This window comes from Streptococcus mitis NCTC 12261 (assembly GCF_000148585.2).
In the GTDB taxonomy this organism is placed as follows: domain Bacteria; phylum Bacillota; class Bacilli; order Lactobacillales; family Streptococcaceae; genus Streptococcus; species Streptococcus mitis.
The window spans coordinates 431,895-446,722 of the sequence record NZ_CP028414.1 but is presented as its reverse complement, the minus strand read 5'-3'; the positions used below and the strand labels follow the sequence as shown (position 1 = coordinate 446,722).

Here is a 14,828-nt window from a genome sequence, read left to right as displayed (position 1 = left end):
CCTCTTATTTCTCTAATTCTAATAAAACACTAAGGGCTGATAAGGCGTAAAGCGGTGCTGTTTCTGCTCGCAAAATACGAGGACCAAGACCTGCCAAGACTGCTCCCTTAGCTTCAAAACTTTCGATTTCTGCAGGTGACAGACCACCTTCTGGACCAAAGATAAAGAGCAATTTGGCTCCCTTCTCGAGTCCATTAACTGCTTGTAAAAGCGCAGCGGCTTCTCCTTCTTTTGCCGACTCTTCATAAGCCACTACAATGCGGTCAAATTGGTCAAGTTGGGCTAGAAAATCTCCTTTCTTCTCAAAAAGCTTGATACTTGGGACCAAATTACGCTTGCTTTGTTCTGCTGCTCCAAGGGCAATTTTTTCTAGTTTTTCAACCTTTTTACCCAATTTCTTGCCATCCCACTTGGCAACTGACCAGTCTGCTGGGAAGGCCCAGATTTGACTAGCTCCGAGTTCGGTTACTTTTTGAGTGATAAACTCCAGCTTGTCTCCCTTGGGAAATCCAGATGCGATGGTTACTTGAACGGGCAGTTCCACATTGTCATCTAGTTCTTGGACCAACTCAAACTGACGAGCTTCCACATCCAGCACATGCGCCAAACGCTTGACTCCATCATCAAAGACCAAAGTAACCTCATCATCTTCTTTCAAGCGCATTACCTGAAACATATGCTTGCTGGTTTCCTTATCCTCGATGATGACTGGCGAGGTAGCATTACCTTTTACAAAATACTGCTGCATGCTAGCCTCCAATCACACCGGAAATATCCTTGGTTTTCTTAAAGACACAGGCATTCCATTCCCCTTGAACCATGTGAGTTTCGAGGAAAAATCCAGCTGACTCAGCCGACTTGCGCACCATGTCCCACTTGTCCTTGATAATCCCACTCATGATGAGGTAGCCTTCATCCTTGACCAATCGATAAGCATCATCTGTCAGATGAATGAGAATATCCGCCAAGATATTAGCCACAATGACATCTGCCTCAATCTCAACCCCCTTAAGCAAATCACCTGCAGCTACATGGATGTTTTCCATGCCAGGGTTGAGCTCAATATTTTCCTGAGCCACACGAACCGCTACATCATCTAGGTCGTAGGCGAAAATTTCCTTAGCACCCAGTAGCGAGCTAGCAATAGAGAGGACGCCTGATCCAGTCCCCACATCTAGCACTGTTTCCCCACCACGAAGAACCTGCTCCAAGGCAAAGAGGCTCATCTTAGTGGTTGGATGGGTCCCCGTACCAAAAGCCATGCCAGGATCCAGCTTGATAATCTTTTCCCCAGCAGTCGCCTCATAGTCTGTCCACGACGGCACGATGGTCAAATCATGAGTGATGCGAGCAGGTTCATAGTATTTCTTCCAGTTGTCTGCCCAGTCTTCCTCAGCCAAGGCAGTCGTCCCCATCTTGACTTCACCCAAATCCATAAAATCTGTCAATTCTGCTAGACGAGCCTGCAAATCTGACTCAACCGTTGCTACATCAACCGTATCAGGGTAATAGGCTGTCACTACGATTTCTTCTTGCTGCTCGACCTCAGGGAAAATTTCACCGAAACGATTGACGTTGCCCACATAGTCCATACTGTCTTCAATCGCAACACCCTGGGCACCCAGCTCAATCAAGAGATTAGAGACTAACTCCTCTCCCTCACGCTTAACTGTAACTTTTAACTCTTGCCATGTTTCCATTATTAAGATACCAAGCCCGTAAAACACAAAGCCAAAATAGGAAATTCTCTGAAGACGCTTGTGTCTAAGAGAAGTTTATCTTTTTGGCACAGTGTTTAGGGCGGGTTCAGTTTAGAAATTTAACCGAACCATCCTTTCTAATCACTTACTTTTAAATAATCTTTTAATCTCTCTTGCAACTGAGGTACAGCTTGACTGGAGCTAAGAAATTCCTCGACATTCATCAGCTGATGGCCCTGTCCTTCATCTCCAAAGGTAATATTGTCAAATTGTTCTTGTCTTAGCTGACCAACCATAAAGACAGAGTACCGACCTTCATAGAGCACACTTGGATAAACCCTACTCCAAAGCAGACAATCCTCAGTCAGATGAATCCCCAGTTCTTCATAAACTTCACGCGCCGCACATTCAAATGGGCTTTCGTCCCCTTCACGGCCACCACCCGGCAACTCCCACATATTGGGCCAAGGGATATTTTCCTTATCATCACGCAAGATGACCAGTAGCTTATCACCACAAAATAAGGCAATCTTGCAACCTTGGAAATCAGTAAGTTCTATTTCCATATTAGACTCCTTCGGTTAATTCCTTTTCCAGCTCAGCTAACCAGTTTTGATAATAGCTTTTCTCATCCCGTAACATCCGACTGCTATTCATTTTCTGTCTAGCAATCTTCATAGCCTTGTGAGTTTGAACTACATCTTTCTTTACCTTAAATTGATACCAAGCTTGAATGACCTGCATATCTGCTGTTTTTAGAGATAAAAAGGATTTGACTCCTCGAATACTTGCATATTCTTCCGCCTTCTTATTATCTCCTTCCATCAGAGCAACTTGAAGAAGGTATAATTGAGAACTAGTTTTAGACATTGGATTGTCTGTTTTATCTAACACAGACTGAAACTGTTGCTTTGCAAGTTCTATATTATCATCCAATATGAATACCAACCCCTGAAGAGTCTGAACACTTTCTGCAAAACTCCCTCTCACCTCCTCATCAACAGGCATGATAAAGTCTTTTAAATCATATTCTTGAGGAGCTAGCAAGGTCTGGGCAGAATGCCTCAACATCAGGTAGGCGTATTTCGTATTTTCAGGGTGTTGTAGCAATTCCCAAATTTTTGCTCCATCGGTGATGCCGACTGGCAAAATGTTATTTAGGAAGAAAGACAAATTAAGAAAAATCCAAGTCCCTGCAAAATACCAGCTTCTTGTCAAAAACCCAAACACTATCGCCAATAATATCAAGCTGAGATGAACCATCAAGCCTCCTGAAAGCATCAGGATGATGCTTTGATCGCTTTCATCCTCTTTTAAACCAATGTATTGAGCACCAACATTTTTCATAATGGCTGTTCTACTAAGACGAAACTTGCATGACTTTTTGGTCAAAATAAAATGTCCTAATCCAAAAGCCACCAGCCGATAGCCTGTCAAGTAGCCACAAAAAGCATGTCCCAGCTCATGAAGAATAAAGATTAAATACATGCTTAGAAGAGCGAAGGCATAACCAAAAGTAAAGACTAAAACTGCGGAATACCCCAGCTCTGCAAATGCGATGGTTCCACAAGCAAAAGCCAGCATAATAAAGACAACAGCTAGCACATAAACCAAATAAATCCCAATTTTCTTCATAAAATCTCCAACCAACTCCTAGTATCTCGGATAAGGATAAAACTCTCCCTCTTCCAAGCCGACTTTTCCTTCTTCAAAGACTTCTTGGTTCCATTCCATGACGAATTCTTCTGCTTCTGGGTCTTCCAAAAAGTCCATGAGGGCATCTAGTCCAACCTCGGCAGTATCTTTGAGGAATAGCGCAAAATAAGCTAAGAATTCGCGGGAAAATCCTTTTTTAGGCAAGTAAGGGATGACAGTCAAATAGTCTTCCTCATTGACTGTTGATTTAGCAGGATTGTAAAAAAGCACTGCTTCTTCAAAGAGGATATCTTCTGATGAAACCTCTCCGTCTTCATCCACCATCTCCACGCCTGCAGCATTTTGCGCTTCTAACAAAAAACTCACTTCAACCGCGTGGTTGCGCTTATCCCAACTAATCTCAAAGTCAAAAGGAAAATTCTTCTCCAACTCTTCCTCTAAAACATCTAAAAATCCGTATGTTGCCATTTTGTCCTCTTTCTATGCGACTCTTTAATCGCCCCGATTGCTCGGAAATATGCTAAAATAGATACTACCATCTTACCACATATACATCAGAAAATCTACGTTAGAAAGGACTGCTATGCCAGACAATCTCGCGCTTCGCATGCGCCCTAAAACCATCGACCAGGTCATCGGTCAGGAACATCTGGTCGGACAAGGAAAAATCATCCGCCGCATGGTAGAAGCCAACCGCCTGTCCCTCCATGATTCTCTATGGCCCTCCGGGGAAATCGGCAAGACCAGTATTGCCTCTGCCATCGCAGGGACTACTAAGTATGCCTTTCGAACTTTCAATGCGACAGTTGATAGTAAAAAACGACTGCAAGAAATTTGCGGAAGAGGCTAAATTCTCTGGTGGTCTCGTCCTATTACTAGACGAGATTCATAGACTAGATAAAACCAAAGCAAGACTTCCTCTTACCTCTCTTGGAAAGTGGTCTGGTCATCATGATTGGCGCTACGACTGAAAATCCTTTCTTCTCTGTCACTCCTGCCATTCGTAGCCGTGTTCAAATTTTTGAGTTGGAACCTCTGTCTAACCAAGACGTCAAAGAGGCCCTGCAGATAGCTCTAAGTAACCCTGAGCGTGGTTTTGATTTTCCAGTAGAACTAGATGAGGATGCGCTGGATTTCATTGCTACCTCTACAAACGGAGACCTTCGCTCTGCCTTCAACTCACTTGACTTGGCTGTTCTTTCTACTCCCGAAAATGACAAGGGCATCCGCCATATCACTCTAGACATCATGGAAAATAGCCTGCAGCGAAGCTACATCACTATGGATAAGGATGGAGATGGCCACTACGATGTCCTCTCAGCCCTGCAAAAGTCTATCCGTGGCTCAGATGTTGATGCCAGTCTTCACTATGCTGCCCGCTTGATTGAGGCTGGTGATTTGCCAAGTCTCGCTCGTCGTTTGACTGTTATCGCTTATGAAGATATCGGTTTGGCCAATCCTGAAGCCCAGATTCACACCGTGACTGCTCTGGATGCTGCCCAGAAGATTGGTTTCCCAGAAGCCCGTATTCTCATTGCCAATGTCGTGATTGATTTGGCCCTTTCTCCGAAATCCAACTCAGCTTATGTGGCTATGGATAAGGCACTTGCTGACCTCAAAACATCAGGGCACTTGCCTATTCCGCGACACCTGCGTGATGGGCACTACAGTGGAAGCAAGGAACTGGGGAATGCCCAAGACTATCTCTATCCACACAACTACCCTGGAAATTGGGTCAAGCAAGACTATCTACCAGAAAAAATTCGTAATCATCACTATTTCCAAGCAGAAGATACTGGTAAATATGAACGGGCTTTGGCTCAAAGAAAGGAAGCTATCGACCGTTTGCGAAAAATCTGAAATCCTTTTCAAAAAATTGCACTTTCCTCTTGATTTTTTTTGAAAAAGTGGTATTATATAAACATAGAAACGCTGTGGTGTACGACTTCACACTTAAGTGTTGACCGACTATTTTTTGTATTATTAGGGAAACAAAAGTCTTCTAACAGCATGTAGGCCGTCTCACACGGAAACAGCTTCAGTTAGAGCGAGTTGCCCACCTGCTTAATTGCGCGGGTTCAATACAAACCGTGAAGTTTCGGCACCAATACAGCTTTTTTCTTTGCCTCCTTAGCTCAGCTGGCAGAGCAGCGGACTCTTAATCCGTGGGTCACAGGTTCGATCCCTGTAGGGGGCATCTAAATACAACAGGAAAAAGCCTTGTAAATCCAAGGCTTTTTTTGCTTGTCTATAACTGATTTACCCCATCATTTGTCCCACATTTTAAATCTATCTTTTCTTTTTGAATCAAATTACATCTTTACAAATAGTGTAAAGCCAGTTACTTTTGCTTTGATTCCATACAATATTTTCATGTAGAGAAGACAAATTTTATCTTCTCTTTTTATTTTCAAAATAATAAAAACTGATTTTCTTTTCATAAATCAGACTGAAACTTCCAAATTTTCCATTTTGTTTATTGACATTTCCTCTAAAAAGGTGTATAATATTTTTATTATCAAACTATACTATACTATATAGGGGGTATTGAAATGAAATTTTCTAATCGTTTACTGCTATTCCTTGCAGGAGTTGTTTTTGTCCTTTTAGGACTTTTCCTATTTACAAACCCAGTAGCTAATCTTGTTGCTTACAGCTGGTGGATTGCATTTGGTTTACTGGTTTCTTCTATAGCAGCTATTTTAGGCTATTTCTCTGTACCAAAAGAGCTTCGCTCACCAGCTCATCTTTTCCAAGGGATTGTTAATCTTCTCTTAGCTCTTTACCTCGTTGCCTATGGCTTTGTGACGCTGCCAGTTGTCATTCCAACTATTTTAGGAATTTGGTTAATTGTAGAAGCCATTATAGTTTTCTTTAAAGGCAATCGTCTGGGATTGATTTTCCCTATTATTGGCAACCATATCATGTGGATAGCGTTGCTTGCATTTTTACTAGGTCTAGTGATTTTGTTCAATCCAGTAGCTACAAGTGTCTTTGTCGTTTATGTCGTTGCCTTTGCATTTTTAATTGTTGGTTTCACCTATATCCTTGATGCCTTTCGTAAATAATCTAGCTGCCATTTTGGGCATATTAAAATAGCTGGGAAGTTACATTCTCAGCTTTTTCTGTTGCCTCCTTAGCTCAGTTGGTAGAGCAGTAGACTCTTAAGCTATGGGGCGCAGGTTCGAGCCCTGCAGGGGGCACATCTAAATCAACAGAAATAAGCCTTGAAACCAAGGCTTTTTTTAACGTCTAATAGCTTTTTGTAGAAAAGTATTTAAAAATAAAAGAGAAGAGAATCTCTCACTCTCTTCTCAGTATATCTTATTAAATTTAGTTTTTCTTAATCTAGCTGATTTTCCTTTGCAACGACAAATTCCTTAACCAATCGATAGATAACAGCAAATATCGGTGTAAAGAATATCATCCCAAGTAAGCCAAAGAGATTGCCTCCAATACTAGCAGCCGCAAGCGTGAAAATAGCTGGCAAACCAATAGATTGACCTACAACTCTAGGATAAATAAGGTTTCCTTCAATCAGCTGTATAACTTGATATAGAAGAAGAGAAAGTAAGGCTTGAGTAGGACTCACTGTGAAGATAAAAATCGCTCCCACAACACAAGCAATCATAGGCCCTACATAAGGAATGAACGATAGCACTCCTGCAAATATACCTGTCATTACCCCATAAGGTAGTCCAAACAGGCTGTAGCCAACCGCTATCATAACTCCTATGATGACTGCTTCAATCAGCTGACTCATCAAAAATTGGTCATAAGTCTCTAGTGCTACTTGTCCAATGTAAGTTAACTTTGTCACCACTTTCTCTGGAAATATAACTTTTAGAAGTCTACTCGTCATCGCTGCCAGATGTTCCTTACTGGATAAAAATAAAAAGGTAAATACTATAATCAGAAAGGCATTCATTATACTTTGAAAAAATATTTCCTATATTACTAGTCAGACCGGATAAGAAGGTTATCAAAGCTTGACTAATAGAGCTAGACTGTCCCTGAATTCCTGATACGATAGTTGACAGCATGTCTTTGGTTACAAATTCCGAGCTGTCTAGCAATTTCCCAAGTTGAGTCAGGACTGTTGAAAGGACTGCTCCCAGCTGACTAATAGTCTGAGCAAGGGTTGGAAGCACCAAAACCAAAAGACAGATCACGATTAAGATAAGAGATAGGAAAACAAGCACCATAGCAATCGGACGGCGCAACCCTGCCTTTACCTTCATTTTAACTAGGAATTCTTCAATTTTTTTCATGGGAACATTGAGCACAAAAGCAATGACAGCACCATAAATCAAGGTAGAAGTTACTTCAAAGAGAGATACTGCCCCTGATATAAAGCTTGATGCATTCAGAATTACAAGAGTAACCAGCCCTATAAAAAGTATTAATGGGGTGTATTTTTTTACTAAATTCATAAATTCTCCTTAATAAACATGTTTAGATACGACTATACTATTTGGTTTTTCAAACTCTCGGTCAAGGTAAGCTTGGTAAGTTCCTGGTGCGATAAATCCTTTGGGTGAGAGGATATCGGTGCCAGCCTGACCGACTATGGTATCAGCCAAGAGCACACAGTTTGTAGATAAGACAAAGTAGGATTTAAACTTAGATTTGATAAATTTATAAAGTTCCCCATCTGTCTCATGTCTGATTTTATAAGCGTAGGTGTAGTCTTCCTTACCATCACCTGTCATGATTTTATCTGCACTTGGCTCCCATGGAATCGTCAGTTGTTTCAATTCAGCCAACTTTTTCTGAACTGCTTTTTCCATTTCAGGCGTCAAATCTATCCCATAACCAAAAAGCGTTTTTTGACTCTCACGTTTACATAGGTCAATGTACTTGTCACGATCACAGAAATATAAGACACCATCTCCTACCATGCCAAATAAGGTCTCAGAAGACGGATCATAGTTGCCATAAGAAATAACACGGCCTTGATAGCAGATATCCACATGACCAATTGCCGAAAACAGAGAGGTCTCAGCTGTATGAACAAAAATTTCAAGCTCCGCTGTCTTACCAGACTTCACCATTCCAAGATGGATATCCTCTCTCTCATCAGCATTTTCCTGCATGAATTTGTTGATTTTTGCTAAAGTTCTTGCAGGGATGAGAGCGGCTAGGACAATAGGTAAGCTAATTCTAATACGACGTTTGAGATGGTTTTTCCCAATTTCCCCTTCAAATAAGAAACCGTCACGGATATTGGACAGACCATAAAGGAAAAAATAAGCCCCTAATACAAAGAGTTGAAAGACAGAATTTCCTGTAGAGGACAAAAGACTAGTCCCACCAAGAAAAACTAGTACGAGTCCATCTAGTAAGAGACGAAAACGAGGTCGAATTTTGTTTTTGCGGTAGAGAACATAGGTGACAAGGTTAATACTAGCATGAAAAATCTGATAAACTCCAATCACAAGAGCCAAAATATAAATCGGCACATCCGTCGCAAGATTGGAGCCAAGCAAATATCCCAGCACTAACAATTTAACCAGTGCAACTCCCAAGGTGTCCGTTGACTGACTTTTTTTGAAAATACGTAATACTAAATCTAAGACCGTTGCTATCCAAGCTAAAAACAGAACCAGTCGAATAACCTTTACTGGCAACCAAGTCCCCGTGACCATCAAGATGAGACCTAGCAGAACAAACAAGAACCCCTGAGCAAGTAATTTCTTACCTGTCAGACCTAAAGATAGAATTTTCGCCATATAAAAACCTTTCAACAATAAAAATTAAACACTCCGATTAAACTGACTAGTAAATAGCCAACACTACAAACAGCCTGTGCCAGCAACATATGGTGACTAGAAATGACTGTAGTAATGTCACCATCTTGTCTTATGCACTTCTAAAATTTGTTATATTGATTAGAAGCCAGAGCTTATAAAAACTAGCTAAACTCGAGAGATAGACACAATTGCGACGAAAAAATGTATAACCAATTCAACTTGTTAAGGTAAGAAAGCATTATTTCCAATCTATTAATTATTCATCTATTACCTATTATGACACAATATTCCCTATAGTTCAACTTTTTACTTGTTTTTATATTACACGGACTAAAAAGTTTTCAACAGTTGATTGCATTTGTTTTAATAAGTTTTAACCTTTCTTGGTTAGATAAAAAAAGAACCATACAGTTTAGAATCTGTATGGTTTTTGCCCCACTTTTGTCCCATTTTTAAATCATGACATTGAAAATACCTAAAATCACTTATATTTCAATATTTTTAATTGCTCTCAATATGAAAGTCCTTTCCAAATCCCTGTAGGGGGCATCTAAATCAACAGGAAAAAGCCTTGATTTACAAGGCTTTTTTGCTTGTCTATAACTGATTTGCCCCACTTTTGTCCCATTTTTAAATCATGACATTGAAAATACCTAAAATCACTTATATTTCAATATTTTTAATTGCTCTCAATATGAAAGTCCTTTCCAAATCCCTGTAGGGGGCATCTAAATACAACAGGAAAAAGCCTTGATTTACAAGGCTTTTTTGTGTATCTGTTCTACTTTTGGTCAACTAATGGATATCAACGGTATAATTTTATGAACACCCTTCCCAGACAGCTCTAATCTGATTGCACTCAAAATTTTTTAAAATTTAAAACAAAAGACTTGCTTTTCTTTTAATTTATGTTATAATTGTTCTTGTATCTGATACAAGTTTATTAAGAGAGGGATTCATATGGATACAAAATTCTCAGTTGCTTTGCATATCTTAACAATGATTAGTGAAAGCAAGGAAACCTTAAGTTCTCAAGCACTAGCTATTAGTGTTGGGACTAACGCTAGTTACATTCGAAAAGTGATTGCCTTATTGAAAAATGCAGATTTGATTCATTCCCAGCAAGGAAAAACAGGTTATCAACTCAGTAAGTCTCCAAAGAAAATGACTTTACTAGAGATCTACTATGCTACTCAAGAAATCAATCACATTAGTTTATTCCCTGTTCATCAAAATAGTAATCCCGATTGTCCCGTTGGAAAACATATCCAAGGAGCAGTTTCACCGCTTTTCGCTAGTGCCGAATCTCAATTAGAGAAGGAATTAGCAAATCAAACTTTAGAAGATGTCATTGACAATCTATATAAACAAGCCAAACAAGTCCGAAACTGATTTGATAGCAAGTCAAGTCAGTTTTTATTGGAAACAACATATACTTGTATCAGATACAGGTATATAAAATCATATTAAAAAGAAAAGAGAAAACACATGAAAGTCGCACAACACACTACTTATAACAAAAACAATATCACACTGAACATCACAGAAGTTGCTAAACCAAGCATTACAGACAAACAAGTCTTGGTAAAAGTAACCGCAGCCGGGGTTAATCCTCTCGATAACATGATCTCTCGTGGCGAAGTCAAGATGATTGTTCCTTACAAACTTCCTCAAACTGCAGGTAACGAAGTGGTTGGAATCGTTGAAAGCATTGGCAAGAAAGTTAACAACTTTCAGGTAGGAGATCGTGTCTTTGGCCGTCTGCCACTTGATCATATCGGTGCCTTTGCAGAATACGTAGCTGTCGATAGCCAAGCCTTAGCCAAGGTTCCAGACTATCTATCAGACGAGGAGGCTGCTTCTGTTCCTCTTACTGCCTTGACCATTATACAGGCTCTTGAACTCATGGGCGCTCAAGCTGGGAAAACGATCTTTATTTCTGGTGGGACTGGTGGTGTCGGTGGAATGGCCATTCCAATTGCCAAGGCCAAAGGTTTGAAGGTCATCACCAATGGAGCTGGAGATAGTGCTGAGCGTGTTCTGAAACTAGGAGCAGATAGATTTATCGATTACAAAACAGAGGATTATACAAAAACTGTTAGCCAGGTTGATTATGTCCTCGATACACTTGGTGGGGCTGAAACTGAAAAACAAATGTCTATCATGAAAAAAGGTGGTCATCTTGTTTCCCTTCGTGCCATGCCAAACGGTGCCTTTGCCAAACGCATGAATCTACCAAAATGGAAACAGATGATTCTTGGCTTAGCAGGTCGCAAATTTGATAAGATGGCGGAAAAATATGGCGTCCACTATCATTTTATCTTTGTAGAAAGCAATGGCGCTCAATTACAAGAGGTAGCTGACCTCTTTAGTAAATTAGAAATCAAACCCTCTATCGATACAGTTTATCCATTTGAAGAGGTAAATAGCGCATTAGACAAGGTCGCTAATGGTCGCTCACGTGGAAAAACAGTCCTCAGCTTTAAGAAATAAAAAGGAAAACACAATGTCATATCTTACTACAAAAAATCAATACATCACAGTCGACGGAAACAAAATCGCTTATCGCGAACTTAGTAAAGGCAAATCAAAACTACCTCTTCTGATGCTGGTCCATTTGGCAGCAACTCTCGATAACTGGGACCCTAAACTCTTGGACTTGATTGCTGAAAAGCACCATGTCATTGTAGTCGATCTTCCTGGTGTTGGAGCTAGTCAGGGCAAAGTTGCTTCGACGATTCCTGGAATGGCTAAGCAGACAATTGACTTTGTAAAAGCGCTTGGTTACGATAAAATCAATCTTCTCGGTCTTTCTATGGGAGGTATGATTGCCCAAGAAATCATCCGAATCAAGCCTACTCTAGTCAATCGTTTAATCTTGGCTGGAACAGGACCTCGAGGCGGAAAAGAGGTCGATAAGGTCACAGGAAAAACCTTTAACTATATGTTTAAAGCGGGACTCGAGCGCACCGATCCTAAACGCTATATCTTCTATAATCATGATAAACAAGGGAAAATTGAAGCTTTGAAAGTCCTAGGACGAATGGGGATGAGAACAAAGGAATTTGCGGATAAAGACATGAACCTATCAGGATTCCTAACTCAACTCAAAGCCATTAAACGTTGGGGGAAAGATTCTCAAGACGACCTAAAATTTATCACCCAAGCAACCTTAATCGTCAACGGGGATAAGGATATGCAGGTTCCAACGGAAAATTCTTACGATATGCATGAGAAAATAAAAGATAGCAAGCTGATTATCTATCCAAATGCTGGTCACGGTTCGATCTTCCAATATGCAGACGAATTTTCAACAGAACTAATAGCTTTCTTAGAGGACTAATATGGTCAAAACAATTCTGATTACAGGTGCTACTGACGGTATCGGTAAACATTTAGCAAAGAAATTGGCCAGCCAAGGCCATCATATCATCCTCCATGGTCGAAATCCTCAGAAACTTGAGCTGGCACTTCAAGAGGTTCGCGCAATTTCCTTGAGAGACCGAGTTTCTAGCTACTTGGCAGATTTTTCTAAATTAGATGATATTTATCGATTTGTAGAGGAAATTAAGCGAGACTTTCAAAGTATCGATGTCTTGTTTAACAACGCAGGCCTTTATGCAGGGAAAGAACGAAAAGCGAGTGCTGAAAATGTCGAGTTGACTTTTATGTTATCCGTTCTCGTTCCTTATATTTTAACAACTGAGCTAAGTCCCTTGTTAGAAAAAGCGGCTAACGGCCGTGTCATTAACACTTCATCCTATATGCATCATTTTGCAAAGGTCAAGGATTTGGACTTCGGATTTGAGAACAACTATAATCCAGGATTGGCCTATAATAATTCTAAATTATATACCATTTGGATGACACGCTATCTTGCCAGAGAGTTCTTTTTAAGAGGTTCAAATATCACTATTAATGCCTACCATCCTGGCTTGATTTCAACTAACTTAGGGAATGATTCCAGTGATGAAAAGACGAAAAAGTCTCTCTTCGGACGCTTGATGAAGTCATTTTCCAAAAATCTAGACGAGGGAATTGAAACAGGCTACTATCTTACATTGTCAGAAGAAGTCACTGGTTTGACTGGCTACTATTTTGATGAGAAAAAAGTGAAATCTGTATCTGAAAAAGGCTATACTTTTGAGAAAGCTCGAGATTTAATCAATTACTGTAATGATAAAATTGAGTTGTTTAAACAGAAATCTGCTCTGCTTAATTAGAAAAAAAATTCTCTTTCCATTTTGCTAGAAAGAGAACTTTTTCTTTAGGAGAAATAACTTATACTCAATGAAAATCAAAGAGCAAACTAGGAAGCTAGTCGCAAGCTGTACTTGAGTACGGTGAGGCGACGCTGACGTGGTTTGAATTTGATTTTCGAAGAGTATTAATTTTTAATCGATTCGTGATAGCTCCGCTGGCACTGTTAAGTAATAGGTTGCCGTCAAGCTTGCTTCGCCTTGATTGACAAAAATCTCGATGGAATTTTTATCTAGAATAACTTCCAATTCTTTAGCTTCAAGATCTACATACCGTCGACTAGTGTCCTGTTCTTCTTCACCTAGAATTTTTTGAACAAGATGGCTACGATCAATGTAAACTTGCTGCGCATTACTGTCATAACCAAATTCAAGATAATCTGTATCATTTCCTAAGTGGTAATGACAATCTTTATCTATTTGGATTTGATATTGGCCTTTTTTAACAGGGAATTGTCTTAGTTTGCCATCTTCCAATCTTAGAATTCTAGGTAAAGTCATGGCACATGCCCATTTGTGTTCTTGGTCATGGGTTGGAAGGGTACGCCCCCATGTCTGCATCCAAGCAATCAGGATACGACGATTTTGATCGTCCAACAATGTTTGAGGCGCATAGAAGTCTTGCCCATGATCAATTTCTTGAACTGATTCTGGGATAAAACGTTTTTCTCCCCAATCTACCTTACCCGTGAACAAAACCGATGAGTTGATGTTATGATATGAGTCTCCTTCACGCTGATAACGCATGGGTGACATAATAAGGCAATCTTTCCCATCTAACTCAAAGTAATCTGGGCATTCCCACATAAAGCCTTGGTGTTCTACCCCTTTTAAAAAGATGGATTCGAACCGCCATTCTACTAGGTTATCGGACCCTAGTAGAACGATACAGCCCACATTATCCTTGTGTTTGGCAGCTACTACGGAGTAATAGCGTCCATCTTTTTCAAAGAGTTTTGGATCACGGAAATCAGCTGCAATTAACTCATCTGGCAAGTCTGCTCCAGTTGAAACTGGATTTTGTTCAATCTTTTCAAAGTGAATCCCGTCGTCTGAAAATGCCATATTTTGCACTTGACGGACACCGGTTTCTTCTTCGATGTGACCAGTATACATGAGCCAGAGACGATCGTCTTTGACGATAGCTGATCCTGAGAAGCAACCATTGCGGTCGTAGTCTTGGTCAGGAGCAAGTGCCACAGGCAAGTGCTCCCAAGTCACCAAGTCCTTACTTTTAGCATGACCCCAGTGCATAGGCCCCCAAACACTATCATAAGGATAGAATTGATAAAAGAGATGGTATTCTCCACGAAAATAGACAAATCCATTTGGATCATTGATCCAACCAATCTCAGCTGAAAAATGTTCTTTAGGCTTATATTGAGTATTTACGAGATGTTTATTTTCTGCTATAAAACGATTGGCTTTTTCTACTGTAAATGTTTTATTTATCATAAGTA

12 protein-coding genes, 2 tRNA genes and 2 pseudogenes are annotated in these 14,828 nt (G+C 40.1%); 8 read left to right on the top strand and 8 right to left on the bottom strand.

Going from position 1 to position 14,828, the window contains the following annotated elements; genetic code table 11:
- Nucleotides 1-4: 4 nt before the first annotated feature.
- The 5 genes from SM12261_RS02475 to SM12261_RS02455 form a co-directional block, all read right to left on the bottom strand.
- Nucleotides 5-748: a 16S rRNA (uracil(1498)-N(3))-methyltransferase gene (locus SM12261_RS02475; protein ID WP_001188174.1), complete on the bottom strand. Its 744-nt coding sequence runs from the start codon at nucleotides 746-748 to the stop codon at nucleotides 5-7.
- A 1-nt stretch (nucleotide 749) separates the two neighbouring features.
- Entirely contained in the window at nucleotides 750-1,700 is a 951-nt protein-coding gene (gene prmA / locus SM12261_RS02470) for a 50S ribosomal protein L11 methyltransferase (protein ID WP_000451175.1), read from the bottom strand.
- A gap of 137 nt (nucleotides 1,701-1,837) precedes the next feature.
- Nucleotides 1,838-2,266: an NUDIX hydrolase gene (locus SM12261_RS02465; RefSeq protein ID WP_000402088.1), complete on the bottom strand. Its 429-nt coding sequence runs from the start codon at nucleotides 2,264-2,266 to the stop codon at nucleotides 1,838-1,840.
- A 1-nt stretch (nucleotide 2,267) separates the two neighbouring features.
- Complete coding sequence (locus tag SM12261_RS02460; protein ID WP_000719487.1) at nucleotides 2,268-3,335, bottom strand: M50 family metallopeptidase; 1,068 nt, start codon at nucleotides 3,333-3,335, stop codon at nucleotides 2,268-2,270.
- 18 nt (nucleotides 3,336-3,353) lie between these two features.
- Nucleotides 3,354-3,824, bottom strand: coding sequence for a DUF3013 family protein (locus SM12261_RS02455; RefSeq protein ID WP_000257127.1), 471 nt, complete (start codon nucleotides 3,822-3,824; stop codon nucleotides 3,354-3,356).
- A gap of 115 nt (nucleotides 3,825-3,939) precedes the next feature.
- Here SM12261_RS02455 and SM12261_RS02450 point away from each other — a divergent pair.
- From SM12261_RS02450 to SM12261_RS02435, 4 genes and pseudogenes are all read left to right on the top strand, one after another.
- Nucleotides 3,940-5,216, top strand: a pseudogene (locus SM12261_RS02450) (replication-associated recombination protein A).
- Between the two features lie 264 nt (nucleotides 5,217-5,480).
- Nucleotides 5,481-5,553, top strand: a tRNA-Lys gene (locus SM12261_RS02445).
- A gap of 355 nt (nucleotides 5,554-5,908) precedes the next feature.
- Complete coding sequence (locus tag SM12261_RS02440; protein ID WP_000672740.1) at nucleotides 5,909-6,424, top strand: DUF308 domain-containing protein; 516 nt, start codon at nucleotides 5,909-5,911, stop codon at nucleotides 6,422-6,424.
- Between the two features lie 62 nt (nucleotides 6,425-6,486).
- Nucleotides 6,487-6,559: transfer RNA gene (locus tag SM12261_RS02435), tRNA-Lys, on the top strand.
- Between the two features lie 140 nt (nucleotides 6,560-6,699).
- Here the strand turns inward: SM12261_RS02435 and SM12261_RS02430 are convergent.
- Nucleotides 6,700-7,789: pseudogene (locus tag SM12261_RS02430) on the bottom strand (AI-2E family transporter).
- Between the two features lie 9 nt (nucleotides 7,790-7,798).
- On the bottom strand, nucleotides 7,799-9,088 hold the full coding sequence (locus SM12261_RS02420; protein ID WP_001062781.1) for a membrane protein: 1,290 nt from the start codon (nucleotides 9,086-9,088) through the stop codon (nucleotides 7,799-7,801).
- Nucleotides 9,089-10,069: 981 nt separating this feature from the next.
- On the opposite strand from SM12261_RS02420, the gene SM12261_RS02415 reads away from it, so the two are divergent.
- The 4 genes from SM12261_RS02415 (at nucleotide 10,070) to SM12261_RS02400 (ending at nucleotide 13,332) form a co-directional block, all read left to right on the top strand.
- Nucleotides 10,070-10,501: an Rrf2 family transcriptional regulator gene (locus SM12261_RS02415; RefSeq protein ID WP_000379854.1), complete on the top strand. Its 432-nt coding sequence runs from the start codon at nucleotides 10,070-10,072 to the stop codon at nucleotides 10,499-10,501.
- A gap of 96 nt (nucleotides 10,502-10,597) precedes the next feature.
- Nucleotides 10,598-11,602 carry an NADP-dependent oxidoreductase gene (locus tag SM12261_RS02410; protein ID WP_000861520.1) on the top strand — a complete coding sequence of 335 codons (1,005 nt, stop codon included), beginning with the start codon at nucleotides 10,598-10,600 and terminating at the stop codon, nucleotides 11,600-11,602.
- 13 nt (nucleotides 11,603-11,615) lie between these two features.
- On the top strand, nucleotides 11,616-12,452 hold the full coding sequence (locus tag SM12261_RS02405; RefSeq protein WP_000121100.1) for an alpha/beta fold hydrolase: 837 nt from the start codon (nucleotides 11,616-11,618) through the stop codon (nucleotides 12,450-12,452).
- A 1-nt stretch (nucleotide 12,453) separates the two neighbouring features.
- The gene (locus SM12261_RS02400; RefSeq protein ID WP_000241137.1) at nucleotides 12,454-13,332 is read left to right on the top strand and encodes an SDR family NAD(P)-dependent oxidoreductase; all 879 of its coding nucleotides are present in this window, start codon (nucleotides 12,454-12,456) and stop codon (nucleotides 13,330-13,332) included.
- A 171-nt stretch (nucleotides 13,333-13,503) separates the two neighbouring features.
- Here SM12261_RS02400 and SM12261_RS02395 read toward each other — a convergent pair whose 3' ends face one another.
- Nucleotides 13,504-14,823, bottom strand: coding sequence for a glycoside hydrolase family 32 protein (locus SM12261_RS02395; protein ID WP_000608890.1), 1,320 nt, complete (start codon nucleotides 14,821-14,823; stop codon nucleotides 13,504-13,506).
- Nucleotides 14,824-14,828: the final 5 nt, after the last annotated feature.